The organism is Streptomyces sp. NPDC059524, assembly GCF_042749255.1.
GTDB classification, from domain to species: Bacteria; Actinomycetota; Actinomycetes; order Streptomycetales; family Streptomycetaceae; genus Streptomyces; species Streptomyces xanthii.
Map to the genome: position 1 here is coordinate 39140 of NZ_JBHYTK010000039.1, position 16582 is coordinate 55721.

Here is a 16582-nt window from a genome sequence, read left to right on the forward strand (position 1 = left end):
CCCGTTGGCGGCCCCGGCCTGTGGGGCTACCGACCTGTGGGCTACCTGCCTGTGGGGTCACCTGCCCGTGGGGTCACAGGCCCGTGGGGTCACAGGCCGGTGCGGGCCGCCCGCGCAGTGACCCGCGCCCCTGAAGGCATGCGCCTTCGCCGCGCCTTCAGGAAGCGTGCGCGGCCGGCCACGACGGCGCACGGCCGTCAGGGCTTCTTGCCCCAGGCCGAGATCAGCGGGGAGGTCGCCAGGTCCATCGTGCCGTGGGAGATGTTGGCGAGGTGGCGGTCGATCTCCTCGTTCGTGGCGAGGCCCGCCTGCACCAGGGACCCGCGGACCTGCTCGACCGTGGCCGCCTCCAGCGCCGTGCAGGCGGGCGAGGCGACGGGGAAGTACGCGTCGGCCTCGACCTGGCGCAGGCCCGCCGCCCGCAGCAGCCCCGGGAGCTTGCGCCCGTACGAGAGATCCGCCCCGCGCCTGGCGAGCAGCGAGCGGAAGCCGTGGCGCAGGCGGTTGGCGAGCTGCTCCTCGGGGCCGCGCTCGTCGGGGCAGAGCAGGGGCTGGAGCGCCGGGTCCGCGTCCTCCACGAGGAGCCGGCCGCCGGGCCGCAGCGCGCGGATCATCGACTGCAACGCCCGCTCCCGGTCCGGGACATGGACGAGGACGAGCCGCGCGTGGACCAGGTCGAAGGACTCGGCGGGCGGCTCGTCGGCGCCGATGTCGTGCCGGCGCACCTCGACGGGCGGGCGCGGCGCGCTGTGCTGCCAGGACGTGTCGATGTCGGTGGCGAGGACACGTCCGGTCGGGCCGACCTTGCGGGCCAGCCAGGAGACGACGGACGTGCCGCCGGCGCCGACCTCCCAGCAGCGCCAGCCGGAGCCGATGCCGAGCCGCTCGATGTGCCGGAACGTCGTGGGGTCGAACAGCGCCGACAGGGCGTCGAAGCGCTGCCCCGCCTCGGGCTGCTGGTTGTCCAGGAGGTACGCGTGGCCGCCGGATCGCATCATGCTCAGATCATCGCAGCAGGCTCCGACCACACCGGACATTTCGGAACGGAATCCTCCGTTCCCCCAGGCCCTGACGCGTGGTCGGCGTTCGCTGGCAGACTGGCCCGCCAGGTCGTCCTCGTCGCGAGGACGTCCCGGTCAGACACGAGTACGTGAGAATCCGGCGCGAGGAGCCGAGCATGTCGATGGCGGGCAATCTGCGGAAGGTCGGCAGCCTGCGCAAGGTGGGCGGGCTGCGCAGAGTGGCACGGCTGGCGCGCCGGCGGCCCCGGGTGGACCTGAGCCATCCGGCCCGCTCCCCGCTGGGGTCCGCGGTGGTCAACTGCGTGACGTACGTCGACGGGCGGCGCAAGGAGGGCGAGCACGACCTGCGCGAGGCCGTGCGTCGGGTGCGCAAGAGCGAGGAGGGCTTCGTCTGGCTCGGCCTGCACGAGCCGACGGAGTCGGAGATCGCCGAGGTCGCCGAGCTGTTCGACCTGCACCCGCTGGCGGTCGAGGACGCGGTGCACGCGCACCAGCGGCCGAAGGTGGAGCGGTACGGGCAGACGCTGTTCGCCGTGCTCAAGACGGTCTGCTACGTGGAGCACACGCAGGTCACCGCGACGAGCGAGGTGGTCGACACCGGCGAGATCATGGTGTTCGTCGGCAGCGACTTCGTCATCACGGTGCGGCACGGCCGGCACGGCTCGCTGGGTCCGGTGCGCGAGGGCCTCGAGGCGGATCCGGAGCAGCTGGCCAAGGGGCCCGCGGCGGTGCTGCACGCGATCGCGGACGGCGTGGTCGACGACTATCTGACGGTGCTCGACGAGTTCCAGGCCGACATAGACGAGGTCGAGGCGGCGGTCTTCGCGCAGAACGGCGCGAAGGTCGACCCGGGCCGGATCTACCAGCTCAAGCGCGAACTGCTGGAGCTGAAGCGGGCGGTGGTCCCGCTGTCCCGGCCGGTGCTCGAGCTCGCCGGGCGGCCGCTGCCGTCGGTGCCGCCGGAGATACAGGCGTACTTCCGTGACGTCTCGGACCATCTGCTGCGGGCGGCGGAGCAGATAGCGGCGTTCGACGAACTGCTCAACTCGATCCTGCAGGCGCACCTCGCGCAGGTGACGGTCGCGCAGAACGAGGACATGCGCAAGATCACGGCGTGGGCGGCGATCGTGGCCGTGCCGACGATGGGCTGCGGCATCTACGGAATGAACTTCGACCACATGCCGGAGCTGCACTGGCGCTACGGCTATCCGCTGATGCTGTCGGTGATCGCCGGGCTCTGTCTCGTCGTGTACCGGGGGTTCAAGCGCAACGGCTGGCTGTGAGGAGGCGCCGGGGGCGGGGCGCACTATTCTGTACCGTCCATGTCAGCGCCCAGGGGGATGAGCGATGCCTTTGCGGGAGGACGATCCCGAGTCGATCGGCGGCTACCGGATCGAGTCGCGGATCGGCACGGGCGGCATGGGGGTGGTGTACCGCGCCCGCACTCCGTCGGGCCGCACGGTCGCGGTCAAGGTCGTGCACGCCCAGTACGCGGACGACCCGGAGTTCCGGGCGCGGTTCCGTCAGGAGGTCCGGGCCGCGCGCCGGGTGAGCGGGGCGTTCACGGCTCCGGTCGTGGACGCGGACCCGGACGCGGCGCGCCCCTGGATGGCGACCGTGTACGTCGCCGGGGACACGCTCGCGCAGCGGGTCGCCGAGCAGGGCACCCTGGACTGGCCGCAGTTGCGCCGGCTCGGGGTGGAGCTGGCGGAGGCGCTGCGGGAGTTGCACCGGGCGGAGGTCGTGCACCGCGACCTGAAGCCGAGCAATGTGCTGCTGCTCGGTCCGGGCCGGGCCGACGAGGGCGGCCCTGACCCGGACGGGGCGGCGGGTGCGGTGCGGGTCATCGACTTCGGCATCTCGCGGGCCGCGCAGAGCGATGTGCGCACGCAGACGGGCATGGTGCTGGGGTCGCCGCCGTTCATGGCGCCCGAGCAGTTCAGCAGTCCGCGGGACGTGGGGCCGCCGGTCGACGTGTTCTCGTTCGGGGCGCTGCTGGTGTACGCGGCGACGGGCCGCAGCCCGTTCGAGGCGGAGAACGCGTATCTGGCGGCGTACCAGACGGTGCATCACGCACCCGAACTGGGCGCGCTGCCCGCCGAGTTGCGGCCACTGGTGCTGTCCTGCCTCGCGAAGGCGCCGCAGGAGCGGCCGACGCCGGACGCGCTGCGGGAGGCGCTGGCCGCGCTGCCGGAGCAGGTGTCCGGTGACGGCGAGCCCGCACCGACCGGCACGGCGGGCGGCCCGACCCTGGCGCTCAGCCGTGGTGACGCGACGGTGCCGGACGCGTCCACGCGGGGCGGCGGCGAGAGCACCGGCGCCGACCTGACCGCCGTCACGCCGCACACCCCTCGCGGATCGCGGCGCCGGCGCATCACTGTCGCGGCGAGTGCGCTCGCCGTGGCCCTGGTGGCGGCCGCCGGGATCTCCGTCGCCGTACGGGGCGGCGCGGCCGGCGAGGAATCGGTCGCGCGGCAGGGCGCACCGGCCTCCGTGCCGGGCTGGCGGCCCTGGACGACGTCACTCGCCAAGGCGCCGGAGAACGGCAAGGACGGCAAGCACGGGTCCAAGGTGTCGGATCCGCGGGAGCTGATGCCGGACTCGTACCAGTGCACTCCGTCGCGGCTCGGCGTCTACTGCGCATCGTTCACCACGACCCTGATCAAGCTGGACCCGGCGTCCGGCGAGGTCGACTGGAAAGTGCCGATGGGAGACGCGGGCCGGTCGGGCGGCAGGCTGACGAACCCCGTGGTGGCGGCGGGCGAGGGACTCGTCTTCACGTTCAGCGGCGACGGCACGCAGGGCGTGGACGCCTACGACGCCGGCACGGGCCACCGGGTGTGGCGGAAGAAGGGCCCGCACTCCGAGTTCGCGCTGATGAGCGGGGTACTGGTCGTGCATCTGGGCGAGTTGGGCCCGTCGTCCACGGCCCGGTACGCGGCGTTCGACCCACGCAGCGGGAAGGAGCTGTGGCGGCGCACGCTCACCGCGGACTCGCCGAGCCCGCTGTACGCGGGGGCCGACGGGACCCTCGTCGCGGACCTGCGCCGGGCGAAGGCGGGCGTGCGCACGGTGGAGCGGCTCGACGCCCGTACGGGCCGCACGCTGGGCCGGGCGCAGGCGCCGAAGGGCGATCTGTGGCTGGCGACGGTGCGGGGGAACCGGGCGTACTACGCGCGCTGGGAGAACGACACGGGCGTCTCCTCCCGCGTCTTCGTCCAGGACCTCATATCGGGCCGGGTCCGCTCCGTGGACTTCCCCTGGGCCGTCGAGCCGGAGGCGCCGCCGCTGGTCGTGGGCGACACCATGTACCTCTTCGACTACGCGAACGAGATCGTGCTGGCGCTCGATCTGAAGCGCGGGAAGGCACTGTGGACGACCTCGCGCGAGCTGCGGCTGTTCAGCGAGCCGACGGTGAGCGGCGACACGCTGTACGCGACGACGCCGGGCAACAGCGTGGTGGCGATCGACACCCGCACCGGCAAGGAGCGCTGGCGCACCCGGCCTCCCGTGGAGCCCGCCGGGCAGCAGGGCGGGCCGAAGGGCGGCGGCGGCACGATCGACCAGCGATCGCCCAGCGGGACCGGCCCGCTCCGGGTCGGTGACGTGTTCTACGGGGTGACCGGGGACGGCGCGTTCTCGGTGGCCGTGCCGGGGAAGGGAGCACGGCCACCGAGATGACGACGGCGCGGAGTGCGCGCCGGACCGGCGCGGGTCAGGACTTCGCGTACACGCTCTCGACCCAGGCGGCGATCTGGTCGTCGTTCAGATGCATGGCCAGGTCGGCCTCGCTGATCATGCCGACGAGCTTCTTGTCCTTGATCACGGGCAGGCGGCGGATCTGGTGGTCCTGCATCTCGTGGAGGACCTCACCGATGTCGGCGCCGGCGTCGATCCAGCGCGGGGTGCCCTTGGCCATCTCGCCCGCGGTGACCTTGGCGGGGTCGTGCCCCATGGCGACGCAGCCGACCACGATGTCGCGGTCGGTGAGGATGCCGCACAGCCGCTCGTTCTCGTCGCTGATGGGCAGGGCGCCGACGTTCAGTTCACGCATCAACTGGGCGGCGCGGTCCAGGGTTTCGTGGGCGGGGATCCAGCGTGCGCCGGAGTGCATGATGTCCGCGGCGGTGGTCATGGTGGTACCTCCCGATGCCGGGTCGAAGGGGGGTTCCCGGCGCCGTCCCTCATTCTCGTCCCGGTCGGTACTGGGCGCATGTCATGGCTTTGACCTGTGCCTTCTCGCTCCGCGTTCGCTCTGTTCAGCCGTTCCAGGCGGGGTGGCGGGGGTCGTCGGCGCGGATGACGACGTCGGCCGCGGCGCCGGGGCCGGTCTCGTCGTCGTAGCGGGCGAAGGCGGGGAGGGTCCACTGCTCGGGCTCGGGGGTGCGGCGGCGCAGGGCGCCGGCGGACAGGCTGATGTGCACGGTGAGGTCGAAGGGGAACCAGTGGTTGAGGAGGAACGGGCCGTGCAGCAACAGGGGGCTGCCGGGCGGGAGTTCGACGTAGTCGCTGCGGGTCGCCCGGTCGGTGACCGGGTCCCACAGGTCGGGCAGGACGCGGCCGGTGCCGTCCGCTTCGAGGGGGCCGAAGACCTCGCGCCACAGGGCGCCGGTGTCGAGCCAGCCGCTGTAGTAGGCCTCGGTGTCCTGGTGGCCGTACTCCAGGCGGAGCGAGGCGGGCCGCAGGAAGCCGTCCGCGGGCACGACCAGGCAGGAGCGGCCGCGGACGCGCAGGGCCTCGGCGACACGGCCGGCGAGATCGCCGGGGCGGGCGGCCGGTGCGCCGTCGAAGGCGATCCGCGGCCAGGGAGAGCCGTCGGCCGGGGCGAGGTCGAGCAGGCGCTCGGCGAGGGTGTCGCCGAGCCGTTCCCAGGTGATCGCTTGGAGTCGCACGGGTCCATGATGCCGGGGCCCGCCCGGGTGACCACGCGCGGTGCCCAGGGGGTGCCGGACAGTGCCCGGCCGGGCATGGAACGGGTATGAGCAGCGTCGTACCGTCGTCGCCCCTCGCGGTGCGCGGCCCCCTCGTGTTCCAGCCCGTCCGGCGCCAGAGGTGCGCGGTGTGCCGGAGCGGGCCGCTCCGGCTGCTGGTCCTGGACGAGGGGCGGCCGCGCTGTCTGGACTGCGCGGATCTGGCGCATCTGGTGTTCCTGCCGCGCGGGGACACGGCGCTGACGCGGCGGGCGCGGGAGGAGAGCGGGCTGTCGGCGGTGGTCGTGCGCTTCCATCGGCGGCGCGGCCGGTACGAGCGGCAGGGGGTGCTGGTCGAGCCGACGGCGCTCGCACGGGCGGAGGCCCGCTGTCTGGCGGACGCGGAGGCGCGGGCGCGGCGGCGGGAGCGGGACGCGGCGCGGCGGGCGGTGCGCGACGAGTTGTTCGTGGCGGCGTTCGCGGCGGAGATCCGGCGGCTGTTCCCGGGGTGCCCGGTGGAGCGGGCCGAGGCGATCGCCGCGCACGCGGGGGCGCGGGGCAGCGGCCGGGTCGGGCGGACGGCGGCGGGCCGGGCGTTGTCGGAGGGCGCGGTGCGGGCGGCGGTCCGGGCGGGCGTACGGCATGTGGAGACGCCGTACGACGCGCTGCTGATGTCAGGGGTGCCGTGGCGGGAGGCGCGGGCGCGGGTGGCCGCGCCGGTGGAGGCGGTGCTGGCGGCGTGGCGGATGCGGGGCGCGGGGGACGAGCCGGCTCGGGCCGAGCCCGAGGCGTCCTGAGCCAGGACCCCGAACCCGAGCCCCGCCCCCGAACTCGGAACCCCCTGAGCCCGGACCCGGAACCCAGAACCCCTGACCCCTGACCCCGAACCCCGAACCCGGAGCCCCGAACCCCGAACCCGGAAACCGGAACCCCGGACCCCTCCCCTCCGCTCCCCTCGTCACACCGCCCCTCCCCTAATTACCCGCCGCCCTCCACCGGACTGCGGCATGATCTCGGGGTCGGTGGCGGCGGGGCCGTACGGGGCCGGGGGCCGGCCGGCCGAGGGGGTTGGCATGATCGAAGGACCGTACTTCGTGCTCGTGGTGTTCGGGGCCCTGTGGTGCGGGCTCGCCGCGGGCGTCTTCGTCGCGTTCTCGACGTTCGTGATGCGCGGCCTCGGCGCCCTGCCGCCGGACCGCGGGATCGCCGCGATGAACGCGATCAACGTGGCCGCCGTGAACCCGGCGTTCATGGTCGTCTTCCTCGGCGCCGCCGCGCTGTGCGCCGTGATCGCCGTCGTGACGTTCGTGCTCTGGCCCGAGCAGGGCACCGTCGAGCTGCTGCTGGGCTGCGCGCTGTATCTGGTGGGGTCGTTCGGCGTGACGGTGCTGGCGAACGTCCCGCGCAACGAGGCGCTGGCGAAGCTCGCCGGTGACGAGGAGGCCGAGGCGAGCGCCGCGTACTGGGGGACGTATCGGAGCGAGTGGTCGGGCTGGAACCACATCCGCAGCGGCGCCTCCCTGGCCGCCTCCGCCTCCTTCCTGCTCGCGCTGACCTGAGCCGGCCTGAGATGTCCCGGGGCCGGGCCGGACGTATCGTGGCGAAAAGAGCCGCGGCGTAGGGAGACGGCCATGGCCGACCCCAAGGGCTTTCTCAGGACGCCCCGGCGGGAGGCGCCGCGCCGCCCCGTCGAGGAGCGCGTCCGGGACTGGGACGAGGTGTACGTGCCGGGCGGTCTGCTGCCGATCGTCGGCGGGCAGGCCGACCGGTGCATGGACTGCGGCGTCCCGTTCTGCCACGACGCGTGCCCGCTCGGGAACCTGATCCCGGAGTGGAACGACCTGGTCGCGCGGGACGACTGGCGGGCGGCGAGCGAGCGGCTGCACGCCACGAACAACTTCCCGGAGTTCACCGGCACGCTCTGCCCGGCCCCCTGCGAGGCCGGCTGTGTGCTCGCGATCAATCAGCCCGCGGTGACCATCAAGAACGTGGAGCTGGCGATCGCCGACCGCGCATGGGACGAGGGCTTCGTGTCCGTGCGCCCGCCGGAGCGCCTGTCTGGCCGCAGCGTCGGCGTGATCGGTTCGGGGCCCGCGGGGCTCGCCGCGGCCCAGCAGCTGACCCGCGCGGGCCACACGGTCGCGGTGTACGAGCGCGACGACCGGCCGGGCGGGCTGCTCCGGTACGGCATCCCCGCGTTCAAGATGGACAAGCGCCGGCTGGAGCGCCGGCTGCGGCAGCTGGCGGACGAGGGCGTGCGGTTCCGTACGTCGACGGAGGTCGGCCGGGACGTCGGGGCGGCCGAGCTGCGGGCCCGGCACGACGCGGTCGTGATCGCCACGGGTGCCACGCAATGGCGCGAACTGGATGTGCCGGGGCGCGACTTGACCGGGATCCACCAGGCGATGGAGTACCTGCCGCTGGCGAACCGGGTGGGCGAGGGCGATCTGCCGGTCTCGCCGCTGAACGCCGAGGGCCGGCACGTCGTGATCGTCGGCGGCGGTGACACGGGCGCGGACTGCCTGGGGACGGCGCTGCGCGAGCGGGCCGCGTCCGTCACCCAGCTCGACATCTACGGCAGGCCGGGCGACGAGCGCGACGAGGAGGCGGAGCCCTGGCCGACGTATCCGAAGCTGTACCGCCTGTCGCCGGCGCACGAGGAGGCGGACGAGCTGAGGTCGTCGCCGCCGGCGCACGCGGACGCGCGGCTGTTCGCGGCGTCGACGCTGCGGTTCACGGGGGACGAGCGGGGCCGGGTGCGGGAGCTGCATCTCGTGGAGGTGGACGCGGGCCGGCGGCCGCGGCCGGGGACGGAGCAGGTGCTGCCCGCCGATCTGGTGCTGCTCGCGCTGGGGTTCCAGGGGCCGGAGCGGCGGCCCGGGGGTCTCGTGGACCAGTTGGGGCTCGGCGCGGACGCGCGGGGCGGGCTGGCCCGGGACGCGGGGTTCGCGACGCCGGTGCCGGGCGTGTTCGTCGCCGGGGACGCGGGACGCGGGCAGTCGCTGGTGGTGTGGGCGATCGCGGAGGGCCGGGCGGTGGCCGCGGCGGTCGACCGGTGGCTGACGGGGGCGACGGTGCTCCCGGCCCCGATCGGTGCGCACGACCGGCCGATGACCGCGTGACGGTCCCCGCGGCCGGCCCCGGAGCGGTTCAGGACAGCAGGAAGTCGGCGGCGCCGGCCTTGGCGCCCTCGATGAACGCGGTGATCTCACCCGGGGTGTAGATCAGCGCGGGACCGTCCGGGTCGGAGGACTGGCGCACGGCGACGCGGCCGTCGGCCAGCTTCATGGCCTCGACGCAGTTGCCGCCGTTGCCCCCGCTCCAGGGCTTGTGCCAGCCCTCGGTGCCGAGTTCGCGCGCGGGCATGCCGTTGTAGACCGGCTCGCCGTCCACGCCTCGTATCCGGTCCTTGATCCGGTCCATTCAGAGCTCCTTGCGGAGATCGCTCAGGATCTCCTTTGTGCGTTGTGCCGTCGCGGCGTGCGCCGCCATGCGGTCCATGACCTCCAGGTGGGTGGCCACCTCGGGGCGCGCGTCGAGGTAGACGGCGCCGGTCAGGTACTCGCTGTAGACCATGTCCGGGAGTTCGGGCACGGCGAAGCGGAACAGGACGAAGGGTCCGTACGTGCCCGGGTGCGGGCCGGACGCGAACTCCGCGACCTGAAGCGTGACGTTGGGCAGCTCCATCACGTCGAGCAGACGGTCGAGCTGGGCGCGCATCACGTCCGCGCCGCCGACCGGGCGGCGCAGCGCCGTCTCGTCCATGACCATCCACACGCGGGGCGCGTCCTCGCGGGTGAGCAGGGCCTGGCGCCGCATCCGCAGGTCGACGTGGCGGTCGACGACCTCCGGGTCCTCGACGAGCGCCCGGCCGACGGCCCCGGAGCGGAGCACGCCACGCGCGTAGTCCGCGGTCTGGAGCAGTCCGGGCACGAAGTGCGGCTCGTACGACCTGATGAGGGAGGCGGCGCCCTCCAGGCTGACGTACATCGAGAACCAGCCGGGCAGGATGTCGTGGAACCGCTGCCACCAGCCCGGCTTGTTCGCCTCCTCGGCGAGCTGTACGAACGCCTCGGCCTCGTCCCGGTCGACGTCGTAGGACTTCAGGAGCAGCTGGAGGTAGGGGATCTTGAGGGCGACCTCGGCGGTCTCCATGCGCCGGATGGTCGCGGCGGTCACGCGCAGTACACGGGCGGCGTCCTCGCGCTTGAGCCCCGCGCTCTCCCGCAGGTCCTGGAGACGCCGGCCGAGCACGACCTGGCCGACCGTCGGCGCGGACCGCGGTTCGCTCACGCCCCTGCCCTCCCAGTAGTCCCTGTGTCGAGTTCCAGCCGCGGAAGAAGACCCGGAACCATCAGGTCACCGGCCGATTCCCCGCGGTCCACCCCCATTGGGCGCCGCGCGACGAGCTGTTGGCAGCAGTGTGCCATGCCCGCTCCGCGCGGCACACTGCACTCTGCACTTTTCAGAGTGGCTCTTGCCAAGTGTTCACGACGGGGAGATAGTGGCAAGCGTGACTCCGTCCGCGCCTTTAGGAACAGCAGCCCGCGAAGCTACGCTCGGTGACCTTTCCGGTACGCCGTTCGGGCCACCGGCCCGCCGCAGCAGCTTCGAACTGGCTCCCCACCCGGGCTCCGCCGCACAGGCCCGGCGCATGACGCGTGCCCATCTCACGGGATGGGGCGCGTGCGAGGACACCTGCGACGCGGCGGCTCTCGTCGTGTCCGAACTGGTCACGAACGCGATCGTGCACACCGCCAGCCGCCGGATCCACTGCGAGCTGCACGAGCTGTGCGACGACGCGGGCGAGCGCGTGCGGATAGCCGTGCGCGACGAGGGCCGGATGCCCGGCGACACCGCTCCGGCGGGCCGTGTCGCACCCGAGGAGGAGCACGGCAGGGGGCTTCTTCTCGTGGCCGCGGTCTCCAGCGCGTGGGGCGCTCAGGAGACCGGGCCGGGCCTGGTCGTATGGGCCGAACTGCCGCGCGACGGAGGGCAGGGCGCCGCCGCGGGCCCGATGCCCGAGGCCTCCGGCCCCGCCGAGTGGTCCTGGTGAACGGCCACTGCGCGCAGCCGGCTTCAACGGCTGCGCGGACGGCCTGAACGTACTGGTGAACGTCCGCCCCGAGCTGTTCGGCGGAGAACGACGAGCGTGCTGAGCGGGAACGGATGGGCGTGTTGACGACGAGGACGATGCACCTGGACTCGCTGGTCGGCCTCGCGCGGCGACGGCCGATGTCGAGCCCCGTCCCACCGACCCTGCGCCTGGGCGTTCCTGACGGCATGACGGCACCGCTCGGCTGCGACGCGGTGTCCGTCCCCGAGGACTTCGCCCGCGCGATGACGCACCGGCTGCCCCGCATGGGCTGTGTCTACGCGGACGGCGCGCACTGGTGGTGGATCGTGCCCTCGGACTCGGACGTGGCCCTGGAGTGGCCCGCGCCCGCCCGGTACACGACGGGCGCGCTGGTGCCGGACGCCCGGCGCACACCCGCGCTCATCCACTGCCCCGACGGGGCCGTGCCGTACACGCCGCCGATCCCGCTGTACCTGGCCCTGTGCCGGGTGACGGGGACGACGCCGTCCTGGTCCCGCTCGGCGGCCTGAGCGGGCGTCAGTCGACGTACTCGTCGTGGTAGCGCACCGCCGCGGGGGGGGCGGGGGGGCCCGGCGCCGCGGGCCGCCCCCCCCGGCGCCCCCCCCCCCCCCCCCCCCCCCAGGGGGGGGTGGTCGCGCCCGCGGGGGCGCCGAGCGCCGAGGACCGCCCCGCGGGCAGCTCCCACGCCTCCTGCCGTCCGAGTGCGGTGAGGTCCAGCAGGTTCGTGGTGAAGCCGATGCCGTCGAGGCCGCGGTCGAACGTCGAGTACGTGTGGAAGACCCGCTCGCCGTCGCGCAGGAAGCAGCTGATCGCGGGGCGCTCCTGGAGGCAGCCGCCGACCTCCACGGTGGTGCCGAAGTCCTGGTTGAAGTCGCTGAGGTTCGAGGAGTACCAGGGCACCGTCCAGCCCATGCGGGCCTTGAACGGCAGGATCTTGGTGAACGGGGCGCGGGAGACGGCCGCCAAGGCGGTGCCGCGGGCCCGCAGGTGCGCCAGGTGCCCGATCTGGTCGAGGAATCCGGAGCAGCTGGGGCAGCCGGCCTCCCACTCGGGCGCGAACATGAAGTGGTAGACGACGAGTTGGGTCCGGCCCTCGAACAGGTCGAGCAGCTCGGCCTTGCCGTCCGGCCCCTCGAAGACGTACAGCTTGTCGATCTCGACCATGGGCAGCTCGCGCCGTCGCGCGTTCAGTGCGTCGCGCGCCCGGGTCGCCGCCTTCTCCAGTGCGAGCAGTTCCTCACGGGCGGCGCGCCACTCCTCGTGCGTGACCACCTTCGGCAGCCCCATGGTTCCTCCTCGGATCGGGGTCTCTGGGAGGTGTGACCGGGGGTGTGCGCGGAACTCATCGCTGCCGCCGAAGTTTTTTCCGTCAATTCTCGTGGGGTTCTCGGGGGTTCCCCGAATGTTCGCTGAGGGTGCACTGTTGTCCGCTGAGCCCGACACCATCACAATGCTCATGCCAAACATGGCGCTCGGTGCACCACTCTCACCTCGGGAGAGGAACCCCCCACTATGAAGAAGTCTCTCGTCGGCGCGCTCTTCGGCGTGCTCCTGCTGGGCGCGACCGCCGCCCCGGCCACGGCCCTCGGCGACACCGCGACGTCCCAGCACGCGGCGAAGGTCAAGCCCAGGGCCGTCAGCTTCGCCGGCACGGTGGCGCTCAGCAACTGTTCCGGCTCGGTCGTGCGGGTGCCGAACTCGCAGCCGACCGACCCGGCCCTGGTGATGTCCAACGGCCACTGCCTGGAGTCCGGTTTCCCCGGCCCGGGCGAGGTCGTCGTCGACCAGCCCTCGACCCGCAGCTTCAGCCTGCTCAACTCGTCGGGCAGCAAGGTCGCGACGCTGCGCGCGAGCAAGGTCGCGTACGGGACGATGACCGACACGGACGTCTCGCTGTACGAACTCACCAGCACCTACCAGCAGATAGAGAGCTCCTACGGCATCAAGGCCCTGGAGCTGTCCGCGGACCACCCCACCCAGGGCACGGCGATCAGCGTCGTCTCGGGCTACTGGAAGAAGATCTACAACTGCTCGATCGACGGCTTCGCCTACCGGCTCAAGGAGGGCGAATGGACCTGGAAGGACTCGGTCCGCTACACCTCGGCCTGCGACACGATCGGCGGCACCTCCGGCTCCCCGGTGCTCGACCAGGCGACCGGCAAGGTCGTCGCGGTCAACAACACCGGCAACGAGAGCGGTGAGGAGTGCACGGACAACAACCCGTGCGAGGTGGACGAGAACGGCCAGGTGACCGTGCGCCAGGGCATCAACTACGCCCAGCAGACGTACGGGATCGTGCCCTGCGTCGGCACGGGCAACAAGATCGACCTGTCGGCTCCGGGCTGCGCCCTGCCCAAGCCGTGACCTGACCGGCCCGTCCTCGCGCCCCGCCCCACAGGGGGCGCGGGGACGGGTCTCCGGCACCGGTGTGACACTGGGGCGCGTGACCAGGGACGACACGGAACCGGACGACGGCGGATGGCCGGACGTCGCGGGCGACACCGCCCTGACGATCCACGTCCCGGAGGCGGACGCGCTGGTGCGCACCCCGTCCCGGGCGCACGTCACGGTGCTCTACCCGTTCCTGCCGCTCCCCCGCCTCACCGGCGCGCCGGACGCGCGACTGGCCGCCCTCTTCGCCTCCGTGCGCCCCTTCACCCTGACCTTCCGCGAGACGCGCCGCTGGCCGGGCGTCCTGTACCTGCCGCCGGAACCGGACGATCCGCTGCGCGCCCTGACGAAGGCGGTCCGCGATCTGTGGCCGGAGGCCGTCCCCTATCGCGGTGTCTTCGGGCACGAGGGCCTCGACCCGCATCTCACGCTGGCGAGCGGAGACGGTACGGACGCGCTGCCCGCCCGCGACTTCACCGCGGCCCTGCCCGTCCGGACCCGGGTCGAGGAGGTCCGGCTGATCGTGACGGACGGCCCCGGGACCGGCTGGCGGGACGTCCGCGCGTACCGGCTCGGCGGCGCTCAGCCCTGACCGCGTGCCGCGCGCACGACACCCTCCAGCAACTCCTGTGCCCGGTCGACGAGTCGGCCCGGGTCGGGCTCGGCGAGGACGTCGTCGATGCCCCGCAGTCCGGCGCGGGCCAGCAGCCGCTTCTCGTTGGTGACCCATTCCCCGCGCGCGGCGAGCACGGCGTGCGCGGCCTGCATCGCGGCGACGCTCACGGCGCCGAGGACCTCGGCGCGGCCGCCGTTCGGCACGTTCCCCGCGCGCGCGTACCCGAGTGTCATGGCGGCCTTGCCCCACCATTCCCCGGCGGCGGCCTCGCGCAGCGCCGCCGGATACCGGTCGACCGCGGGAGTCGTGCCGCGCAGGACACGGTTGAGGGCGAGTTCGGCGACGACGAGGTAGCTGGGGATGCCGGCGAGGTGGAACATGAGCGGCTCCCAGCGGAACCGGCCCGCCTCGGCCTCCTTCACCTCGTGCTCGACCTCGTCGAGGTCGCGGTAGTGCACGTCGACCCGCCGCCCGTCGACGACGAGCCAGGCGCCGCCGTTGAACACGCCGCCGCCCCAGCCGCCGATCTCGGATGCCTCGCCCTCCCAGCCGAGGTCCCTCAGGTCCTGCGGGTCGAAGGGGCCCCGGTAGTACACGGCGAGGTCCCAGTCGCTGGACTCCTTGTGCGTGCCCTGGGCCCGCGATCCGCCGAGCGCGACGGCGTGGACGTGCGGCAGGGCGGCGAGGCGGTCGGCGAGGGAGTCGAGGAAGGCGGCGTCCTGGTCGAGGGCGCTCTCGGTGGTCTCGGGGTCCATGGGACAGCACGGTAGCGGGAGTTCGCCGCCGGTCGGTTGTCAGTACCCCGCTGTACGGTGGCCGCAGTTCCACACATGATCCACATCCACGGGGGATGCGCAGCCATGAGTTCGACCTTGCGCGGGCCGAGTGCCCCGCACCCCGCCGCGCGGTCCGGGCGGCGGCCCGGGTGTCTCGCGGCGCCGTTCGTCCTCGCGGGCCGCGTCTTCCGGCCGGCCCGCCCGGACCGGGTGACCGACGGTGCCATCGAATCGGCCCAGATCGCCCGCACGGCCATCGGGATCGTGGCGACGCTCTGGCTCGTGTACGCGTACCCGATGCGCCAGTCGGTCGGTTCGTTCGCGATGGACAAGTTCGCGGAGACGCTGCTGAGCACGGGGGTCCTCGTGGTGGCGGGGCCACTGGCGCTCGCGGTGTTCGTGGCCGCCGCGCGTCCGCCGCTGCGGGGCGTGTACCTGCGACGGCTGAGCGGTCCGCTGCGCGGCTTCGCGGCACTGCTCGCGGCCGTACTCGCCCTGGCGCTGCCCTCGTTGACGAACGGGGGCGTGGCGCTGGACGGGCCGCTGTACTACGTGTTCCTGATCGCCGGGCTGCCGCTCGTCCTGTTCGCGCTGCCGTTCGCGCTCACCGCGTGCGTGCTCTGCGTCCACCACGCGTTCCGCACCGCCGACGTGCACGAGGTGCTGCCGCCGCTGCTGTCCCCGCTGCTGGTGTGGGCCATGTTCGGCGTGCAGGTGCTCGACGACGCGCCGGTCGCCGCTCCGCTGCCGGTACGGATCCTGTTCCTGGCCGGTCCCCCGCTGTCGGTGACGGCCCTGTCCTGGTGGGAGCTGAGACGGCTGCGCACGCACTTCGGCATCACGCTGCGCGGGGCGCTGAACCGCCAGGGGCCGGCGCGCCCGTGAGCGGGGGCGTGCTGTTGCGGGCCAGTTCCAGCGCGCCGCTCTCCCACCACTGGCCCGCCGGGGGCCCGCCGCGGCAGGTCCCGTCGGACTCGCCGGGCCGCTTGATCCAGAGGTAGGCGTCGAGGGCGGGGTCCGCCGTCCCGGTGGTGGGCGGGGTGCCGAGGGCGCGGCCGGGCGGGTTGCACCAGGCGTCGGTGCCTTCGTAGGGGCCGTTGCCGTTGCGGCTGCTGTCGATGACGAAGTGCGGGGTGCCGCCGAGCGCGGCGAGGAGCCGGTGGCCGTAGGCGGACGTCTCGGCGTTCGTGCGGTAGTTGGCGACGTTCAGGGCGACGCCGGTGGCCGCGGCGACGCCCGAGCGGCGCAGGGGGTCGACCAGGCGGGCGGGGTCGGGGATCCAGCCCGCGTTGCCGGCGTCGAGGTAGACGCGGGTCCCGGGGCGGGCGGCGAGGCGCTGGACCGCGTAGGACAGGAGGGCGTAGCGCTCCTCGGTGTCGGCGCCGGGGCAGCCCGCGACGGCCGAGGCGACGGCGTCGGGCTCCACGACGACGTAGGCGCCGCCGCTGCCGAGGCCGGAGGCGAGGGAGTCGATGTAGGCGCGGTAGGCGGCGGCGTCGGGGGCGCCGCCCGCGGAGTAGGAACCGCAGTCGCGGTGCGGGATGTGGTAGGCGACCAGGACGGCGGTGCGGCCCGCGCGGGCCGCCGCCTCGGTGACGGCGCGGGCGGTGGGGCCGGGATCGGTCCCGCCCAGCCAGACCGCCTGGGGGCGGCCGGCGATGCGGTCGACGAGTTCGGCGTCGGCGGTGCGGCCTTGGGCACGGTACGGGGGGGGGGGGGGGGGGGCCGGTCGGGGCGCGGAGTGGGGGGGCACGGGTGGCCCCCGCCAG

Annotated in this window: 18 protein-coding genes; 10 read left to right on the forward strand and 8 right to left on the reverse strand. The window is 73.6% G+C overall.

Going from position 1 to position 16582, the window contains the following annotated elements:
- Window positions 1-197: 197 nt before the first annotated feature.
- Complete coding sequence (locus tag ACFW9D_RS14075) at window positions 198-998, reverse strand: methyltransferase domain-containing protein (RefSeq protein ID WP_384621531.1); 801 nt, start codon at window positions 996-998, stop codon at window positions 198-200.
- 179 nt (window positions 999-1177) lie between these two features.
- Between ACFW9D_RS14075 and ACFW9D_RS14080 the strand changes: the two genes are divergently transcribed.
- Both ACFW9D_RS14080 and ACFW9D_RS14085 read left to right on the forward strand, forming a co-directional pair.
- Window positions 1178-2305 carry a magnesium and cobalt transport protein CorA gene (locus ACFW9D_RS14080; RefSeq protein ID WP_384621533.1) on the forward strand — a complete coding sequence of 376 codons (1128 nt, stop codon included), beginning with the start codon at window positions 1178-1180 and terminating at the stop codon, window positions 2303-2305.
- 64 nt (window positions 2306-2369) lie between these two features.
- The gene (locus ACFW9D_RS14085; RefSeq protein WP_384621536.1) at window positions 2370-4703 is read left to right on the forward strand and encodes a PQQ-binding-like beta-propeller repeat protein; all 2334 of its coding nucleotides are present in this window, start codon (window positions 2370-2372) and stop codon (window positions 4701-4703) included.
- Window positions 4704-4737: 34 nt separating this feature from the next.
- Here the strand turns inward: ACFW9D_RS14085 and ACFW9D_RS14090 are convergent, their stop codons facing one another.
- A complete protein-coding gene (locus ACFW9D_RS14090; protein ID WP_384621539.1) occupies window positions 4738-5157 on the reverse strand; it encodes a CBS domain-containing protein in 420 nt (139 codons plus the stop codon).
- Window positions 5158-5281: 124 nt separating this feature from the next.
- Window positions 5282-5914, reverse strand: a complete 633-nt coding sequence (locus ACFW9D_RS14095) for a uridine kinase (protein WP_384621542.1) — start codon at window positions 5912-5914, stop codon at window positions 5282-5284.
- 86 nt (window positions 5915-6000) lie between these two features.
- Between ACFW9D_RS14095 and ACFW9D_RS14100 the strand changes: the two genes are divergently transcribed.
- The 3 genes from ACFW9D_RS14100 (at window position 6001) to ACFW9D_RS14110 (ending at window position 9054) form a co-directional block, all read left to right on the forward strand.
- A complete protein-coding gene (locus tag ACFW9D_RS14100) occupies window positions 6001-6729 on the forward strand; it encodes a DUF2293 domain-containing protein (RefSeq protein ID WP_384621545.1) in 729 nt (242 codons plus the stop codon).
- Window positions 6730-7005: 276 nt separating this feature from the next.
- Entirely contained in the window at window positions 7006-7491 is a 486-nt protein-coding gene (locus ACFW9D_RS14105) for a DUF1772 domain-containing protein (RefSeq protein WP_188339553.1), read from the forward strand.
- Between the two features lie 72 nt (window positions 7492-7563).
- Window positions 7564-9054, forward strand: a complete 1491-nt coding sequence (locus ACFW9D_RS14110) for a glutamate synthase subunit beta (protein WP_384621549.1) — start codon at window positions 7564-7566, stop codon at window positions 9052-9054.
- Window positions 9055-9082: 28 nt separating this feature from the next.
- Here ACFW9D_RS14110 and ACFW9D_RS14115 read toward each other — a convergent pair whose 3' ends face one another.
- Together ACFW9D_RS14115 and ACFW9D_RS14120 are read right to left on the reverse strand one after the other, a co-directional pair.
- Window positions 9083-9355: a DUF397 domain-containing protein gene (locus ACFW9D_RS14115; RefSeq protein WP_188339551.1), complete on the reverse strand. Its 273-nt coding sequence runs from the start codon at window positions 9353-9355 to the stop codon at window positions 9083-9085.
- Window positions 9356-10225, reverse strand: a complete 870-nt coding sequence (locus tag ACFW9D_RS14120; RefSeq protein ID WP_188339550.1) for a helix-turn-helix transcriptional regulator — start codon at window positions 10223-10225, stop codon at window positions 9356-9358. It lies immediately after the preceding gene.
- Between the two features lie 361 nt (window positions 10226-10586).
- Here ACFW9D_RS14120 and ACFW9D_RS14125 point away from each other — a divergent pair, with 361 nt between their 5' ends.
- Both ACFW9D_RS14125 and ACFW9D_RS14130 read left to right on the forward strand, forming a co-directional pair.
- Window positions 10587-10988, forward strand: a complete 402-nt coding sequence (locus ACFW9D_RS14125; RefSeq protein WP_384621553.1) for an ATP-binding protein — start codon at window positions 10587-10589, stop codon at window positions 10986-10988.
- 113 nt (window positions 10989-11101) lie between these two features.
- Window positions 11102-11539 (forward strand): hypothetical protein, encoded by a 438-nt coding sequence (locus tag ACFW9D_RS14130; protein ID WP_188339548.1) that lies wholly within the window; start codon window positions 11102-11104, stop codon window positions 11537-11539.
- Window positions 11540-11546: 7 nt separating this feature from the next.
- Here ACFW9D_RS14130 and ACFW9D_RS14135 read toward each other — a convergent pair whose 3' ends face one another.
- Window positions 11547-12317, reverse strand: coding sequence for a DUF899 domain-containing protein (locus ACFW9D_RS14135; protein ID WP_384621556.1), 771 nt, complete (start codon window positions 12315-12317; stop codon window positions 11547-11549).
- Between the two features lie 225 nt (window positions 12318-12542).
- Between ACFW9D_RS14135 and ACFW9D_RS14140 the strand changes: the two genes are divergently transcribed.
- Both ACFW9D_RS14140 and ACFW9D_RS14145 read left to right on the forward strand, forming a co-directional pair.
- Window positions 12543-13394, forward strand: a complete 852-nt coding sequence (locus ACFW9D_RS14140) for a serine protease (RefSeq protein WP_384621559.1) — start codon at window positions 12543-12545, stop codon at window positions 13392-13394.
- Window positions 13395-13473: 79 nt separating this feature from the next.
- Window positions 13474-14013, forward strand: a complete 540-nt coding sequence (locus ACFW9D_RS14145) for a 2'-5' RNA ligase family protein (RefSeq protein WP_188339545.1) — start codon at window positions 13474-13476, stop codon at window positions 14011-14013.
- Here ACFW9D_RS14145 and ACFW9D_RS14150 read toward each other — a convergent pair.
- Window positions 14004-14792, reverse strand: a complete 789-nt coding sequence (locus ACFW9D_RS14150; protein ID WP_384621563.1) for a nucleotidyltransferase domain-containing protein — start codon at window positions 14790-14792, stop codon at window positions 14004-14006. The genes ACFW9D_RS14145 and ACFW9D_RS14150 overlap by 10 nt on opposite strands.
- Window positions 14793-14897: 105 nt before the next feature.
- On the opposite strand from ACFW9D_RS14150, the gene ACFW9D_RS14155 reads away from it, so the two are divergent.
- Window positions 14898-15698: a hypothetical protein gene (locus ACFW9D_RS14155; RefSeq protein ID WP_384621566.1), complete on the forward strand. Its 801-nt coding sequence runs from the start codon at window positions 14898-14900 to the stop codon at window positions 15696-15698.
- Here the strand turns inward: ACFW9D_RS14155 and ACFW9D_RS14160 are convergent.
- Window positions 15652-16582 (reverse strand): glycoside hydrolase family 6 protein (locus tag ACFW9D_RS14160; protein WP_384621569.1); only part of this gene is annotated, 931 nt, incomplete at its 5' end. The two genes, ACFW9D_RS14155 and ACFW9D_RS14160, sit on opposite strands and share 47 nt — an antisense overlap.